This is a genomic window from Pararoseomonas sp. SCSIO 73927 (assembly GCF_037040815.1).
Lineage (GTDB): Bacteria > Pseudomonadota > Alphaproteobacteria > Acetobacterales > Acetobacteraceae > Roseomonas.
Window position 1 is genome coordinate 3,945,458 of the sequence record NZ_CP146232.1, and the last position, 15,407, is coordinate 3,960,864.

16 protein-coding genes are annotated in these 15,407 nt (G+C 72.3%); 8 read left to right on the forward strand and 8 right to left on the reverse strand.

The genetic code is table 11. The features are described from left to right. The first annotated feature begins 31 nt into the window (after window positions 1–31). From VQH23_RS18600 to VQH23_RS18610, 3 genes are all read left to right on the forward strand, one after another. Entirely contained in the window at window positions 32–2,335 is a 2,304-nt protein-coding gene (locus VQH23_RS18600; RefSeq protein ID WP_338662220.1) for a bifunctional salicylyl-CoA 5-hydroxylase/oxidoreductase, read from the forward strand. A gap of 70 nt (window positions 2,336–2,405) precedes the next feature. Continuing rightward, window positions 2,406–2,807 (forward strand): DUF2382 domain-containing protein, encoded by a 402-nt coding sequence (locus VQH23_RS18605; RefSeq protein WP_338662221.1) that lies wholly within the window; start codon window positions 2,406–2,408, stop codon window positions 2,805–2,807. A 38-nt stretch (window positions 2,808–2,845) separates the two neighbouring features. Further along, window positions 2,846–3,841, forward strand: a complete 996-nt coding sequence (locus VQH23_RS18610; RefSeq protein WP_338662222.1) for a YsnF/AvaK domain-containing protein — start codon at window positions 2,846–2,848, stop codon at window positions 3,839–3,841. A gap of 51 nt (window positions 3,842–3,892) precedes the next feature. On the opposite strand, the gene lpxB is transcribed toward VQH23_RS18610, so the two are convergent. From lpxB to hisI, 3 genes are read right to left on the reverse strand one after another with little or no spacing between them, the layout of a single operon-like run. Then, entirely contained in the window at window positions 3,893–5,056 is a 1,164-nt protein-coding gene (gene lpxB / locus VQH23_RS18615) for a lipid-A-disaccharide synthase (protein WP_338662223.1), read from the reverse strand. 53 nt (window positions 5,057–5,109) lie between these two features. Then, window positions 5,110–5,784 carry a GPP34 family phosphoprotein gene (locus VQH23_RS18620; protein ID WP_338662224.1) on the reverse strand — a complete coding sequence of 225 codons (675 nt, stop codon included), beginning with the start codon at window positions 5,782–5,784 and terminating at the stop codon, window positions 5,110–5,112. Window positions 5,785–5,837: 53 nt separating this feature from the next. Beyond that, window positions 5,838–6,302 carry a phosphoribosyl-AMP cyclohydrolase gene (hisI, locus tag VQH23_RS18625; protein ID WP_338662225.1) on the reverse strand — a complete coding sequence of 155 codons (465 nt, stop codon included), beginning with the start codon at window positions 6,300–6,302 and terminating at the stop codon, window positions 5,838–5,840. A gap of 52 nt (window positions 6,303–6,354) precedes the next feature. Between hisI and VQH23_RS18630 the strand changes: the two genes are divergently transcribed. The 3 genes from VQH23_RS18630 to VQH23_RS18640 all read left to right on the forward strand — a co-directional run bounded on the left by VQH23_RS18630 (window position 6,355) and on the right by VQH23_RS18640 (window position 9,400). Then, window positions 6,355–6,840 (forward strand): Fur family transcriptional regulator, encoded by a 486-nt coding sequence (locus VQH23_RS18630; protein WP_338662226.1) that lies wholly within the window; start codon window positions 6,355–6,357, stop codon window positions 6,838–6,840. Between the two features lie 258 nt (window positions 6,841–7,098). Beyond that, the gene (locus VQH23_RS18635) at window positions 7,099–8,025 is read left to right on the forward strand and encodes an aldo/keto reductase (protein ID WP_338662227.1); all 927 of its coding nucleotides are present in this window, start codon (window positions 7,099–7,101) and stop codon (window positions 8,023–8,025) included. Window positions 8,026–8,068: 43 nt separating this feature from the next. Then, window positions 8,069–9,400 carry an MFS transporter gene (locus VQH23_RS18640; RefSeq protein WP_338662228.1) on the forward strand — a complete coding sequence of 444 codons (1,332 nt, stop codon included), beginning with the start codon at window positions 8,069–8,071 and terminating at the stop codon, window positions 9,398–9,400. A gap of 48 nt (window positions 9,401–9,448) precedes the next feature. On the opposite strand, the gene metC is transcribed toward VQH23_RS18640, so the two are convergent. Genes metC through VQH23_RS18660 form a run of 4 tightly spaced genes read right to left on the reverse strand, consistent with a single transcriptional unit; the run spans window position 9,449 to window position 12,928 of the window. Then, window positions 9,449–10,645, reverse strand: a complete 1,197-nt coding sequence (metC, locus tag VQH23_RS18645; RefSeq protein ID WP_338662229.1) for a cystathionine beta-lyase — start codon at window positions 10,643–10,645, stop codon at window positions 9,449–9,451. Next, window positions 10,645–11,529, reverse strand: a complete 885-nt coding sequence (locus tag VQH23_RS18650) for a sulfurtransferase (RefSeq protein ID WP_338662230.1) — start codon at window positions 11,527–11,529, stop codon at window positions 10,645–10,647. Before VQH23_RS18650 ends, metC begins: the two co-directional genes overlap by 1 nt. Next, entirely contained in the window at window positions 11,526–12,254 is a 729-nt protein-coding gene (locus VQH23_RS18655) for an alanyl-tRNA editing protein (RefSeq protein WP_338662231.1), read from the reverse strand. Before VQH23_RS18655 ends, VQH23_RS18650 begins: the two co-directional genes overlap by 4 nt. Next, a complete protein-coding gene (locus tag VQH23_RS18660; RefSeq protein WP_338662232.1) occupies window positions 12,254–12,928 on the reverse strand; it encodes an NUDIX domain-containing protein in 675 nt (224 codons plus the stop codon). Before VQH23_RS18660 ends, VQH23_RS18655 begins: the two co-directional genes overlap by 1 nt. A gap of 156 nt (window positions 12,929–13,084) precedes the next feature. Here VQH23_RS18660 and VQH23_RS18665 point away from each other — a divergent pair, with 156 nt between their 5' ends. Then, window positions 13,085–13,963 (forward strand): DMT family transporter, encoded by an 879-nt coding sequence (locus VQH23_RS18665; protein ID WP_338662233.1) that lies wholly within the window; start codon window positions 13,085–13,087, stop codon window positions 13,961–13,963. A 70-nt stretch (window positions 13,964–14,033) separates the two neighbouring features. On the opposite strand, the gene parA is transcribed toward VQH23_RS18665, so the two are convergent. After that, window positions 14,034–14,657 carry a ParA family partition ATPase gene (gene parA, locus VQH23_RS18670; RefSeq protein WP_338662234.1) on the reverse strand — a complete coding sequence of 208 codons (624 nt, stop codon included), beginning with the start codon at window positions 14,655–14,657 and terminating at the stop codon, window positions 14,034–14,036. 182 nt (window positions 14,658–14,839) lie between these two features. Here parA and VQH23_RS18675 point away from each other — a divergent pair, with 182 nt between their 5' ends. Next, window positions 14,840–15,379, forward strand: coding sequence for an SMI1/KNR4 family protein (locus VQH23_RS18675; protein ID WP_338662235.1), 540 nt, complete (start codon window positions 14,840–14,842; stop codon window positions 15,377–15,379). Window positions 15,380–15,407: the final 28 nt, after the last annotated feature.

The window sequence follows — 15,407 nt, forward strand, 5'->3', positions numbered from 1 at the left end:
TATTCGGGTTCGGGTACCCAGGAGGCTCTCCATGCGGATCGCGGTCATCGGCGGCGGGCCGGCCGGCCTCTACTTCGCCATCCTGATGAAGCGCGACCGGCCGGAAGCCCGGATCACGGTGGTGGAGCGCAACCGGTCCGACGATACCTTCGGCTTCGGCGTGGTGTTCAGCGACCAGACCCTGGACACCTTCGAGAGGGCGGACCGCCCCTCCTACGAGGCGATCCGGGACGCCTTCGCCTACTGGGACGACATCGAGATCAACGCCAAGGGCGAGACCCACCGCATCGGCGGCAACGGGTTCTGCGGCTGCTCCCGCCGGACCCTCCTGCTGCTGCTGCAACAGCGCGCACGCGAGTTGGGGGTAGAGCTTGCCTTCCAGCGGGACGTGACGCCGGCCGACTTCCCGGACGCGGACCTGATCGTGGCCGCGGACGGCATCAACAGCGCCGTGCGGAACAGCGATCCCGCGCATTTCGAGCCCTCGGTGGACCTGCGGCCGAACCGCTTCACCTGGATGGGCAGCACGCGGCCCTTCGACGCCTTCACCTTCTTCTTCAAGGAGCGGCGCGAGGGCATCTTCATCGCCCATTGCTACCAGTACGAGGCGGGGGCGAGCACCTGGGTACTGGAGACGGACCCGGAGACCTTCGAGCGGGCCGGGCTGGAGGGCAAGAGCGAGGCGGAGAGCGCGGCCTTCCTGGAGGAGGTCTTCGCTGAGGAACTCCAGGGCCACCGGCTGATCACCAACCGCTCCATGTGGCGGCAATTCCCGATGATGCGCTGCAAGCGCTGGTCCAAGGGGAACGTGGTGCTGCTGGGCGATGCCAAGGCGACGGCGCACTTCTCCATCGGCTCCGGCACGAAGCTGGCGATGGAGGATGCCATCGCGCTGCACGGCGCATTCACGCAGGGCGGAACGGTCGAGGAGGCCCTGCGCCGCTTCGAGACCGGCCGGCGCGAGGACGTGGAGAAGATCCAGCACGCGGCCGACGTCTCGCTGGTGTGGTTCGAGCACGTGGACCGGTTCTGGCACATGCCCGCGACACGCTTCGCCTTCGGCGTGATGACGCGGGCCAAGGCGATTACCTGGGACAACCTGGCGCTGCGCGCGCCGGAGTTCGTGGAGGAGTCGCGCGAGCTGTTCGAGGAGGAGGTGCGCGCCGAAGGGCTCTCACCCGCCGCGGGTGCGCCGCCGATGTTCCAGCCCTTCAGGCTGCGCAACATGACCGTGCCGAACCGCGTGACCGTCTCCGCGATGTGCCAGTATTCCGCCAAGGACGGCATGCCCGACGACTGGCACCTCATGCACTACGGCGCCCGCGCCACGGGCGGGGCGGGGCTGATCTTCACGGAGATGACCTGCGTTTCCCCGGAGGCACGGATCACGCCGGGCTGCGCGGGCATCTGGAACGACGCGCAGGAGGCGGCCTGGAAGCGGATCGTCGATTTCTGCCACGCGCACGGGGCGGGGAAGATCGCGCTGCAGCTCGGCCATGCCGGGCAGAAGGGTGCCTCCAAGCTGATGTGGGAAGGGATGGACCAGCCGCTTGAGGAGGGGGGCTGGCCAATCGTCTCCGCCAGCGCGATCGCGTACTTCCCGAACAGCCAGGTGCCGCGCGAGATCACCCGGGCGGAGATGGACGGCGTGCGGGACGATTTCGTTGCGGCCGCGCGGCGCGGGGCGCGCGCGGGCTTCGACATGCTGGAGTTCCACTGCGCGCATGGCTACCTGATGGCGAGCTTCCTCTCGCCCCTGACGAACCACCGAACGGACGAGTACGGCGGCGTCCTGGAGAACCGGCTGCGCTACCCGCTCGAGGTTTACCGCGCCATCCGGGCCGCGTGGCCGTCGGACCGGCCGATGAGTGTGCGCGTCTCCGCCACCGACTGGGCGGAGGGCGGCACGACGGACGAGGATACAGTGGCTATTGCCCGGGCCTTCGCGGAGGAGGGCTGCGACCTGCTGGACGTCTCCACCGGCCAGACGGTGGCGCGCAGCGCGCCCCAGTACGGGCGCATGTTCCAGGTGCCCTACTCCGACATGATCCGGAACGAGGCGAAGGTCGCCACCGTGGCGGTGGGCAGCATCACCAGCGCGGACCAGGTGAACACCATCCTGGCCGCCGGGCGCGCCGACCTGGTGGCTCTGGCGCGGCCCCACCTCGTGGATCCCTCCTTCACCATGGAGGCGGCGGCCCGCTACGGCGTGCGGACCTTCTGCCCGCCGCAGTACCGGTGGGGGCAGGAGGCGCTGCTGCGCAACGCGGCGCGGGAGGAGGCGGATCTGATGGAGCTCCGGCGCAAGGCCCGCCCGAAGCGCCACGCCAGATAACGGCCGCCACTCCCGCGGCAACCCCTCCGCGACTCGGCCGTTTTTAGGCCGGGTCCACGACGAGGGTGACATGACGGACGAGGCTGCCGCCGAGACCGTGCTTCCCCTCGTCGAGGAAGCGCTCCGCGTCGAGAAGCGTGCCGTGGAAACCGGGCGTGTCCGCGTCACCCTCTCCACCGAGACGGTGGAGGAGGTGCTGCGGGAGACGCTGCGCACGCGCACGGCCGAGGTGGAGCGACGGCCGGTGGGACAGACCGTCACCGAAGTCCCGAAGGTTCGCCAGGACGGAGACGTCCTCATCATTCCCGTCGTCGAGGAGGTCCTCGTCGTCGAGAAGCGGCTGGTCCTGCGGGAGGAGATCCATCTCCGGCTGACCGACACTGAGCGCAGCGTGGAGCAGCCGGCCACGCGGCGCGTGCAACACGCCGCGGTGGAGCGCGTCCAGCCCGCGGCCGAGGCCCCCGAAGGCTAGCGTACCCCTTCCTCCCCACCCCCCTAAGGAGAGCACGCATGACCCGCACCATCACCGGCCTGTTCGATTCGCGCGCCGAGGCCGATGCCGTGGCCGAGCACCTGCGCCAGCATGACCGCGTGAACCCCTCCAGGATCTCCGTGCACGGTGCCGGCACGACCGCCACCGGGACCGGCGCTGCCGAGGATCGCGGCTTCTGGGCCTCGCTGCGCGACCTCTTCATCCCCGACGAGGACCGCTACGCCTACTCCGAGGGCATTCGCCGCGGTGGCTTCGTCGTGACGGCCGAGGTGGATGAGGGCCTCGTGGACCATGCCCTCGACATCTTCGAGCAGCACGGCGCCGTGGACCTGGACGCCCGCGAGGCGGAGTGGCGCGCGGGCGGCTGGAGCGGCTACCGCGCCGATGACTCCGAGGGCACGGGCATGCCGATGAACACCTCCGCCGCCATCGGCGCGGCGACGATGGGCGGCACCTCCACCCCGGCCGTGGGCGGCACCCCGCTGCCGGTGGCGGGCGCCTCGACGGCTGGCACTGCGGGCGTGGGCACGTCCGGCCTGGGCACGTCCGCCACGGGCGCCGCTGCGGCCGGCGCCATGGGCGCGGGCGAGACGCGGGAGGAGCGCATCCCCGTCGTGGAGGAGCAGCTCCGCGTGGCCAAGCGCGAGACGGATCGCGGCCGGGTGCGCGTGCGCTCCTACGTCGTCGAGACCCCGGTGAGCGAGTCCGTCACGCTGCGCGACGAGCGCGTGCAGGTGGAGCGCCGCCCGGTGGACCTGCCCCTCTCCGCCGCGGACGACGCCTTCCGCGAGCGCACCATCGAGGCGACCGAGCACGCCGAGGAGGCCGTGGTCTCCAAGGAAGCGCGGGTGAAGGAGGAACTGGTCATCCGCAAGCAGGTGGAGGAGCGTCAGCAGAATATCTCCGACACGGTGCGCCACACCGAGGTGGAGGTTGAGGACGACCGGAACGCCGGCACGACCGTGAGCGGCACGGCGGCGACCACGGGCAAGGGCCGTATGCCCGGCGTCTGATCCGCCGCTGAAAAGGGGGAGGGGGCCGTGGCTGGAGCCGCGGCCCCTTCTTCATGCCAGCGCCGCGGCGTCCAGCACGGCGCGGGCGGCCGCCTCGCTGGGGCTGCCGCCGCCCGGGGGGGCGAGCAGGTGCATCACCTGCCCGAAGCCCTCGCGCTGGGCGGTTGCCTCGGAACCATCCGCGAGCAGGGCCTCCATCCTCGCGGCCAGCGCCTCCGGGCGGCAATCCTGCTGGATGAATTCGGGGATGACGGGAGCCTCGGCCAGCAGGTTCACGATGCTGGCGTACTTCACCTTGACCAGCCGCCGCACGATGGCGGCGGTGACGGGATTCACCTTGTACCCCACCACCATGGGCACCCCGGCCAGGGCCACCTCCAGGGATGACGTGCCGGACTTGATGAGACCGACGCGGGCGGCGGCATAGGCGTCGTGCTTCTCCGCCACGTCCCGCACCAGGATGGGGCCGGGCGTCCAGCCCCTTGCCGCCTCGCGCACCGCCTCCTCCACCGGGCCGGCGAGCGGCACCACCGGGCGAAGGCCGGGCACGCGGGCGGAGAGCTGGCGCAGCGCCTCGCCGAAGATGGGAAGGAGGCGCCGGATCTCCGTCCGGCGGCTGCCGGGCATCACCAGCACCACCCGCTCCTCCGGCCGCAGCCCATGGGCGGCGCGGAATCGGGCGGCATTGCCCCCGTCCGCGCCGCTCTCCAGCACGGGGTGGCCGACGAAGGTCACGGGGATGCCGGCCCTCTCGAAGAAGGGCGGCTCGAAGGGCAGCAGGGCGAGGATGCGGTCCAGTCGGTGCGCCATCTCTTTTACCCGGCCCTGGCGCCAGGCCCAGACCTGGGGGGCGACGTAGTGGATGACGGGGATGCCCAGCGGCTTCACGCGTTTGGCCAGCCGCAGGGCGAAGCCGGGGCTGTCGATCGTCACCAGCGCGGCGGGGCGGCGGGCCGTGATGTCCGCCACGGTCTGGTCCATGCGGCGGGCAAGGCTGCGGAGGTTCGGCAACACCTCCAGCAGCCCCATCAGCGCCAGCTCCCGCATCGGGAACAGGCTCTCCACCCCCTGCTCCTCAATGCGGGCGCCGCCGATTCCGGCGAAGGCGAGGTCCGGCCGCACCCGACGCAGCGCCGCGATCAGGCGGGCGCCGAGCACGTCGCCGGAGGCCTCTCCGGCAACGACGTAGAGGAGGGGGGAGGTGCTCTCCGGCATGGCCCGCTGCATAGGCGGGCCCGACCGCCGGCGCGAGCCCCTTTATGCCCCGCCTACATGATGGGCGTGTAGCGGGCCATCTCGACGAAGATGTCGCGCACGGCGTTGCCGAGCGAGCGGCTGAGCTCCTCCATGTTCGCCACCTGCCGGATCCGGGGCTCCGCCCCCTCCAGCGCTTCCCCGGACAGGATCAGGGGCAGCAGCCCGGCGGCACGGCAGAGACCGATGAGGAGGGCGTCGCGCGGCTCGGGGATGTCGTCGTTGAAGATCACGCCCGTCAGGCGCGCCTTCACCTCCCGCTCCTCCTTGTCGGAGATCACGGGGTAGCGGCGCTCCGGGAAGATCCAGAGGAAGCGGCCCTGCTCCTCCCGCAGGATGCCGTGGGCGACCAGGCGGGCGAAGATCGCCTCCCGGTAGGTCTCGGCCTCCCGCCCCAGCGTCTCGATCCAGTAGCGGCTGTCATGCGGCACGTCGCCTTCCCCCGCGCCCGGGCCGGTATCGGCGGCGATGCGGGAGAGGACGGGATCGAGGATCGAATCACCGGTCGGGGCCGGGTCCGCCACGAAGAGGCGCTGCGGGTCCGTGTCGATCCGGTTCCGCAGGGCCAGCTCCGCCAGGATCGCGCCCGCCACCGCGTAGCCCGAGGCGGGGCCGGCGGTCTCGTGCAGGCGGCCGCTGCGGTCGTCGAGCATCAGGAGGATCAGTTCCTCCGGCATGGTGAGCGGCATGCGGCCTTCCTTCCCGTCGGACGGGGGAAGGAAGCCCCCGCCGCCGGAAGGCGTCAACCGGGGCGGCCGTAGAGGGCCTCGGGATCGGCGCGGACAGGTTCCAGCGGGCGGACCTCCTCACCCTGCAATCCCCAGGAGAAGCAGGAGCGGCGGCCGGTGTGGCAGGCCACGCCGTCCTGGTGGACCGTGGCGAGCAGCGCGTCGCCGTCGCAGTCCAGCCGCAGGTCGATCAGGTGCTGCACCTGGCCGGAGGTCTCGCCCTTCCGCCACAGCCCCTTGCGGGAACGGCTGTAGTAGGTGACGCGGCCCGTCCGCAGGGTCTCCTCCACCGCCTCGCCGTTCATCCAGGCGAGCATCAGCACCTCGCCCGTGCCATGGACCTGGGCGATCGCGGCGACGAGGCCGTTCGAATCGGGCTTCAGGGCGGCAAGGAAGCGGGACCGGGCCTCCGGGGAGGGCGGGTTCCAGGCGGGAAGTGCGGCGGGGCGCTCGGGCGCGCGGTTGGGCGGCGTGGTCATGCCCCCTATATAGGGCCGGCGCCCGCGGAAGGCCCGCGCGCCCGAGGACCGGATGCCCCACGGCGAGCACGACCACCACCACGCCCCTTCGGACCCTGCCGGCGCCCTGCGCGAGGCGGAGGCGGCCTGCCTGCGCCGCGGCGCCCAGCTGACCCCGCTGCGGCGGCGGGTGCTGGAGATGGTGCTGGAGGCCCCGCAGCCCGTCGGCGCCTACGCGCTGCTGGACCGGCTGCGGGCGGAGCGGCCCGGCGCGGCGCCCCCCACCGTGTACCGGGCGCTGGACTTCCTGATGGCCCAGGGGCTGATCCACCGGATTGAGCGGCTGAACGCCTTCATTCCCTGCACCGAATCGGCGCACGCGCACGGCGAGGAGCACCCGCACCAGTTCCTCATTTGCCGGAACTGCGGTCGGACGGAGGAGCTGTCCGACGACAGCGTGGCGGCCGCGGTGGCGGCGGCCGCCCGGGCGGCGGGCTTCCAGCCCGCGCGGGCGACGGTGGAGGTGGAGGGCACCTGCGAGGCCTGCGCGGCCGCTTGAGTCTCGGCCCGCCGCGCGGCCCCGTAAGCTTCGTTCCGTTCCGGTCATCAACAACCCGTGCGCGGCACGGTCGCTGGTCCGGTTGACCGCAGCGCTCGGCGGCGCTGCCCCTCCGGCTACGTTCCAGGATCGCCGCGTCCGGCGTGCCAGGGGCATTCCTGCGTCTTCCGTTTCGCGCAACAATCCCCATTCAGAGGCCACGACGCCGTTCCGCGCCGCATCCCGCGGCGGCGGGGGTCCTTCCGGGGAGACGACGCCATGCATGCCACCCGCCGCACCATCCTTGCCCTTTCGGGCGCCGGCCTCGCCGCCACGGCCCTGCCCAGGGCGGCAGGGGCACAGCAGCCAGCCGCGGGCACCCTGATCCGCAAGCCCATTCCTTCCTCCGGCGAGATGATCCCGGTGGTCGGGCTCGGCTCCGCCCGGCGCTACGAGGAGGTGAAGCCGGGCGAGGACGTGGCGCCGCTGCGCGACACCTTCCGCCGCTTCCAGGAACTGGGCGGCACGGTGGTGGACACCGCTCCCTCCTACGGCCAGGCCGAGGCGATCATGGGCGGGCTGATGGATGACCTGAAGATTCGGCCCTCCCTCTTCGTCTGCACCAAGGTGGGGGTGGACAACATCGAGCAGGGGCGGGCGCAGATCGACGCCTCCTTCCGGAACCTGCGGACGGACCGGATCGATCTCATCGCCGTGCACAACCTGCGCGACATCACGAACGAGCTGGCCTACTTGCGGGAGCTGAAGCAGGGCGGGCGCATCCGCTACGTCGGCGCGACCACGAGCTTCGATCGGCAGTACGAGGCCTTCGAGGCGATGATGCGCCGGGAGCAGCTCGACTCCATCCAGATCGACTACGCGCTGGACAACCGCAACGCCGCGGAGCGGATCATCCCGCTGGCCCGGGAGCGCGGCATGGCCGTGTTCATCAACCTGCCCTTCGGCCGCGGCAGCGTGTTCCGCGCCACCCAGGGCAAGCCCCTGCCGGAATGGGCGGCGGAGATCGACGTGACGAGCTGGGCGCAGTTCATGCTGAAGTACCTCGTCAGCCACGAGGGCGTGACCTGCGCGATCCCCGGCATGGCCCAGGCCCGCTACGTGGACGACAACCTGAAGGCGGCGCAGGGCCGGATGCCGGATGCGGCGATGCGCCGGCGGATGGAGCAGTACGTCGATGGTCTCTGACGCCCCTCGGGGGGCGATGGCCTCTGACGCCCCCAGGGGGGCGATGGCCTCTGAGGCGGCCGCGCCCTTGCGCCCGGAGGATCGCGGTTGGATCGGACGGCTGCTCGTCGCCGGGCCGGGCGAGCTTCTCCCGGTCCTGATGGGCTTCCTGCTCTTCTTTCTTGTGTTTGCCAGCTACTTCATGCTCCGCCCGGTGCGGGAGACCTTCGGCATCGCCGGCGGCGTGAACAACCTGCAATGGCTGTTCCTCGCCACCTTCCTGGCGACGCTGGTGGTGCTGCCGGTCTACGGCTGGCTCAGCAACCGCGTTCCCCGCAGGCGGCTGCTGGCCGTGTGCTACGGCGCGTCGGCGGTGACCCTGATCGGCTTCGGCTTCGTGCTGCTGTTTGACCCGGAGGATGTCTGGGCCGGCCGGGTCTTCTACGTGTGGCTCTCCGTCTTCAACCTCTTCGTCATCTCGCTGGCGTGGAGCCTGATGGCGGACGTGTTCCAGCCGGAACAGGCGAAGCGACTGTTCGGGCAGATCGCCGCCGGGGCCAGCCTCGGCGGCCTCGCCGGGCCGCTGCTCAGCACGGCGCTGGTAGCGCCGCTGGGGTTGGCGGGGCTGCTGTTCCTCTCGGCGGCGATGCTGCTGGGCACTCTGCTCTGCGCCGCCTGGCTGTTCCGCTGGCGTGACCGGCAGGGCTGGACGGCGACGCCGACCGGAGAGAGCGCGGACCGGGCCATGCGCGGCAGCGTCATCGCCGGGCTGACGCTGGTGCTGCGCTCGCCCTACCTGCTGGGCATCGCGCTGTTCGTGATCCTGCTCGCCTCGGTTTCCACCTTCCTCTACTTCGAGCAGGCGCGGCTGGTTCGCGCCACCTTCCCCAGCCGGGTCCAGCAGACCCAGGTCTTCGGCACCATCGACGCGGTGGTGCAGACGCTGACGATCCTGATCCAGGTCTTCGTCACCGGGCGGCTGACGCGCCGGCTCGGCGTCGGCGTGCTGCTCACGGCGGTGCCGCTCGGCATGGCCGTCGGATTCGGCGCACTGGCGCTGGCACCGACCTTCGGCGTGCTGGTGGCGGTGATGGTGCTGCGCCGCGTCGGCGAGTACGCGCTGGTGCGGCCGGGGCGGGAGATGCTGTTCACCACCGTCGACGCCGAGACGAAGTACAAGGCGAAGAACGCCATCGACACCGTGGTCTACCGCGGCGGGGACGCGGTCAGCTCCTGGATCAAGACGGCGGTGGACGCGGTGTCGAGCAGCCCGGTCGCGGCGATGGTGGTGGGCGTCGCGATCGCGGCGGGCTGGGCCGCCACCGGCTACGCCCTGGGGCGCGGGGCCGAGCGCGGGGAGAGGGCGTCAGCGCGACCGGAGCAGGCCGCCGCCTGACGGACGGCGCCGGCGCCCACGCGCCGGCGCCCCCGCTGGCCCCACGCCTCAGCGCGGCAGCCGGTCCATCGCGCCGGCAAGGTCCGCGATCAGATCTTCGGTGTCCTCCAGCCCGATATGCAGGCGGATGATGGGGCCGCCGAAGTCCCGGGGGTTCGTCACCGTTCGGCTGATGGAGGGCGCGGTGGGCAGGGCGAGGCTCTCGTAGCCGCCCCAGGAGGCGCCGATCCCGAAGAGCTTCAGCGCGTCCACCACCGCCTCCGCATCCCCGTCCGAGTAGCGGGGCTGAAGGACCACGCCGAAGAGCGAGCAGGTGCCGGAGAAGTCTCGCTGGAACAGCGCGTGCTGCGGGTGGGAGGGCAGGGCGGGGTGCAGCAGGCGCAGCACCTCCGGCCGCTCCTCCAGCCAGCGCGCCACCGCCAGCCCGTTCTCCGCCTGCTGCTTGAGGCGCACCGGAAGGGTGCGGATGCCGCGGAGACAGAGCCAGCAATCATCGGGGCTGGCGAACTGGCCGAGCTGGGTCGCCGCGCCCTTCACGGCGTGCCAGTCCTCGGGGCTGTTCACCGTCACGCTCCCCAGCAGCACGTCCGAGTGGCCGCCGGCGTACTTGGTGAGGGCCTGGATGGAGACGTCCACGCCGTGCTCGAAGGGCTGAAAGGTGTGGAAGCCCCAGGTGTTGTCCATCAGCACCTTCGCGCCTGCCGCGTGAGCGGCGCGCGCGATGGCTGGGATGTCCTGCAGCTCGAACGTGTGGCTACCCGGGCTCTCGGTATAGACCACCTTCGTGTTGGGACGGATGAGCGCGGCCATGCCGGCCTCGTCCACCATCGGGTCGTAGTACGTGGTCTCGATCCCGAAGCCGCGCATCAACCCATCCGCCAAGTTGCGGACCGGGCCGTAGACGCTGTCGGGGACGAGGCAGTGATCGCCGGCCTTCAGGAACGCGAAGAGCGGGACCATGCAGGCCGCGAGGCCGGTGCCGACGATGAGGGCGCGGGTGCCGCCCTCGATCTCCGCTACCATGTCCTCCAGCATGTGGTGCGTGGGGCCGCCGGCGGTGCCGTAGGTCAGCACCTGCTCGTAGCGCTGCGCCGCCGCGGACTTGCGGGACCCGCAATCCGGGAAGAGCACGGTGGAGCCGCGGTGGACGGGCGGGTTGACGAAGCCGTGCTCCCTGGCCCCCGCGCGCCCGTGATGGGACATGCGGGTGGAGAAGCCGAGGCCGGTATCCTTATTAACGGCCATCAGGCGGAAGCCTTTCCAGCGCCGGGCGTCACCTTCGGCGTCTCCGGCCGTAGCCCCCACTCGGTCCAGGAGCCGTCATAGACGGATCCCTCGGGCAGGCCGGCCTGGACGAGGCCGAGGGCGAGGACGGCGGCGGTGACGCCGGATCCGCAGGAGAGGATCACGGGCTGCTCCCGCTCCACCCCTGCCTTCTCGAAGCGGGCGAGGAGCTGTTCGGGCGGCAGCATCGTGCCGTCCTCCGCGAGCAGTTCGGTGAAGGGGATGTTCGCGGCGCCGGGGATGTGGCCGGCGACGAGGCCGGGGCGCGGCTCCGGCGCGGTGCCCTGGAAGCGCGCAGCGGCGCGGGCGTCGATGATGAGGGCTTCGCCGCCGCCCTGGCGGACGATCCGCTTGATGTCGCCGATGCCGCGCAGGCGATCGGCGCGGAAATCCGGGACGAAGGTGGCGCCGGGGGCAGGGGCGGCCTCGCCGGACTCCACCGGGCGGCCTTCCCGCTTCCACTTCGGCAGGCCGCCATCGAGGACGAAGGCGTTCTCATGGCCCATGAGGCGCATCAGCCACCAGCCGCGGGCGGCGGAACGCAGCCCGTGCGCCCCGTCGTAGAACACCACGCGGCTGTCGTTCGAGATGCCGAGGTCGCCCGCCAGCTTCGCGAAGCGCGCGGGGGTGGGCACCATGTGCGGCAGGGTGCTGTCGGGATCGGCGAAGAGGTCGATGTCGAACAGCCGCGCGCCGGGGATGTGCGCCTCCGCGAAGGCGGCCTTCTTGTCGCCGGGTTCGCCGGGCAGGACCAGGGAGCAGTCCAGGACGACGAGGTCCGGCTTGCCGAGCTCCCCGGCCAGCCAGTCCGTGGAAACCAGGGTGTTCTTCGCTTCGGTCGTCACTTCTCGTCCTCCGCCAGCACGATGTGGATGCGCCGGTTCTGCTTGCCCTTGCTTTCCATCTTCGTCACCTCCACCCGGCCGATCTCGCCGGTGCGGCGGACATGGGTGCCGCCGCAGGGCTGGAGGTCCACCGGCGCGTCCTCCGCGCCGATCCGCACCAGCCGGACCTGGCCCGCGCCGCGCGGGGGCTGGACGGAGAGGGTGCGGACGAGGCCGGGATTCGCGTCCAGCTCGGCCTCCGTGATCCAGCGCTCCCCGATCTCGTGGTCGCCGGCGATCAGCGCGTTCAGCCGCTCCGTCACCCACTCCTTCGTCGGGGGCTCGGGCAGGTCGAAGTCCAGGCGGGACTTGTCGGCGCCGATCTGGTTGCCGGTGGCGTAGATGCCGGGCATGGCCGCGCAGAGGAGGTGGAGCGTGGTGTGCATCCGCATGTGGCGGTGGCGGCGGTTCCAGTCGAGGCGCGCGGTTACCTTGGTGCCGGCGGGCGGGACCGGGGCGCCGGGGGCCGGCACGTGCAGGGCGGAGCCGTCCGGGCCCTTCACCGTGTCAGCCACCCCCATCTCGCCGCCCTCCCATACCAGGGTGCCGGTGTCGCCGGGCTGGCCGCCGGCGCGGGGGTAGAAGACGCTGGCATCGAGGATCACCCCGGCCTCGGAGCTCTCCAGCACGGTGGCCGGGTTCTCCGCCGCGTAGGCATCGTGCCGGAACAGGGCTTCTGTGGGCATCAGCGGGTCCATTCGTCGCGCAGCCGCGCGTGGTTCACCTGGAGCCAGAGGAGGGCCAGGGCGGTGGGGGCGTTGCGGATGCGGTTCTCCGCGACCATGGTGAAGGCCTCGGCGGCGGGCACTACCAGCACCGCCGTCTCCTCCTCCTCGCTCGCCAGGCCGCGCGTGGCGGCGGGGCCCGCTTCCAGCGAGACGGCGGCGAGGTGGAAGTGCACCCGCTCATCCGCGTAGCCCTGGTGGAGCATGAAGGTGCCCATCGGCTTCATGCGGGTGGGGCGGAGGCCGGCCTCCTCCTCCAGCTCGCGCCGGGCGGTGTCGGGCACGCTCTCGCCCGGCTCCACGAGGCCGGCGGGCAGCTCCATCATGCGCGGCTCCTCCCCGGCGGCCAGGGCGGGGAGGCGGAACTGCTCGATCAGGGCGATGCGGTCGGTGGCGGGGTCCCAGGGCAGGATCATCGTGGCCTCGCCGCGCCGCGCCAGTTCCCAGGTGAGGGGGCCGGAGAGGGTTCCGTCGCGGCGGCGGTAGCGGAAGCGCACGCGCTGCAGGGGGAAGCGGCCGTTCCAGACCACCTCGTCCGATTCGGGCTGATAGAGCGGGTGGGGCGGCAGGGGCGGGGCCGTTTTGGGCCGTTCAGGGGGCCGTTCGGGAACGGTCGAGCCGTCGGTCTCGGTCATGCGGGGCGGAGGCTACAGCGGATCGGCGGTGGGCGAAATCACCCCTGGCGGAGGGCTTGCCGGCCGCGGCCACGGGCGGGAAGAGAGGGGCTGAGGCCGCGTGACGGCCCTTGGAGGTCCGCCCTGGACGAGCGCCCGACGAACCCCGCCCCTTCGGTGCGCGCCGTGCGGCTGCGGGCGATCCTCTACGTCACGGGCTCGGCCGGGTTCTTCGCGCTCGCGGCGGCGGCGATCAAGGCGCTGCAGGGCGGCGTCCCGCTGGCGGAGACGGTGTTCTTTCGGAACGCGCTGACCCTGCCCTTCCTGCTGGCGCTGGCCCACTGGACCGCGCCGGGCGGGCTGCGGCGGGCCTTCCGCACCCGCCACCCGCGCCGGCACCTGGAACGCTTGGTGGGCGGGCTGACCGGGATGTTCGGCTCCTTCTACGGCTACGTGCACCTTCCGCTGGCCACCGTGACGGCGCTGAACTTCACCATGCCCCTGTTCCTGATCCTGCTTTCCGTGCTGCTGCTGCGGGAAAGGGTGGGGGCGGGGCGGGTGGCGGTGATCCTCGTCGGCTTCCTCGGGGTGCTGCTCATGGTGCAGCCCGGCGGCGGGGGCGGGCTGCACCCCGGCGCGGTGGCGGCGGTCCTGGCAGGGGCGCTGGGCTGGGCCTACGCCATGGTCTCCATCCGGATGATGGGGGAGGCGGGGGAGGCGGGGATCACCATCGTGCTCTGGTTCGCGATCGGCGCCGCGATCGTCTCCGGCCTGATGGCAATCCCGGACTGGGTCGCGCCGACGGCTTGGCAGTGGGGGATGCTGCTGGTGGTGGGCCTGCTCTCGGTCGTGGCCCAGCTCCTCATGACGGCGGCCTATCGCGCGGCGGAGACGACTCTCCTTGCGCCCTTCGAGTACTCCGCGATCCTCTGGACGACGGCGCTCGGCCTGCTTCTCTGGAGCGAGGTGCCGGACGGGTGGGACCTGGCCGGCTTCGCGCTGCTGGTCGGGGCGGGGCTGGCGATCTGGCGCATGGAGCTGGCCGGAAAGGGGTGAGCGGCGGGGCGGCAGCCACTCGGCGCCACTCCGCCCGGCTCTCAAAGGGGACCCCGGAGGGGCAGCTCCCCTATGCGGCCTCCCGCCGGATCGCCTCCGCCAGCGCCCGCGCCTCGGCCGCCGCCTGGCCGCGGGGCGCGGATTCCACCACGCCCAGCCCCTCCGCGAAGGCGGCGGCGAAGGCGGTGCGGTTGCCGAAAGGGGCGGGGAGGAGGGGCAGCTTCCGCTCGGCCAGCGCGGCAGCCACCTCCTGCGCCGCCCGGCCCTGGGCGGGGACGCGGTTGAGCATCAGCGCGACGGCCCGGCCCTCCGCCGCGGCCACCTCCAGCGTGGCCTCCATGGCCCAGACATCGGGCATGGAGGGCTGCAGGGGGATGAGGACGAGGTTCGCGGCGCGCATGGCCAGGCGGCTGTCCGTGTCCGCGTGGGGCGGGGTGTCGAGGATGAGGAAGTCCGCCTCCTTCCCCAGCCGGGCCACGGCCTGGGGCACGCGCCAGCCGGCGCCGCTCTCGAAGGCAAGGGGTGCCGCGCCCTTCGGCCGTAGCCCGTGCCAGCGGGCGAGGGTGGCCTGCGGGTCCGTGTCGGCCAGGGCCACGCGGGCGCCGCCCTCCGCCAGGGCCACAGCCAGGTTGGCCGCGACGGTGGACTTGCCGGCCCCGCCCTTGCGCTGCGCCACTGCCACCACGAAGGCCATGTCACGCCCTCCGACCGCCTCCGGGGCGATTCCCGGCAGCGGCGGGGAGCATGGCACGGGGCGCGCCCGCGGTCGCGCGTCGGGCTGCACCCAACCATGCCCCTACAGTTGCCCAGCCCATGCCCTTGCGCCATCGCGCCGGGTCGCGCGTTGCTTGCCGGCTGTCCCCGCGGAGAGGTTCGATGCGCGTTGCGATCCGGCCCCACCCCGTTCTGCCGAGCACGGCGGAGCTGGAGGCCTTCGAGGCGGAACTCGGCTTCCGCCTGCCAGATGACTACCGGGCCTTCCTCCTGACCTTGAATGGTGGGCCTCCCCTCCCTCCGGCGGGGGCGCGGCCGGGCGAGGCGGTGCTCGGATTCCCGGCCGAGGCCTCCCCTCCGCTGCCCGAAGACCAGGGATGGATCGCGCCCGGCGGCTTCTGGGACGTGGCCCTGTTCCACGGCCTGTCCCGCGCGCCGGGGGAGTATGGCGACCTGCGGGAGATCGTCCCGGTGATGCGGGACTGGGGCCATCCGGCCGCGCTGCTGCCCTTCGCGAGCCAGGAGGGGAACGCGAAGTACTTCCTGTGCCTGGAAGCCCCGGGGCGCGGGGAGGTCCTGGTCCCCGGCGAGGCCTGGCTGGAGGCGCGGGACGCGGGGCGGCCCCCGACGGCCGCCGTCTACCACCGGCTGGCCGGAAGCTTCAGCGAGGTGCTGGACGGGCTGGAGTGGCGGGATGCGTGACCACGGGTCGGCGCCTCCGGCGCCGGGG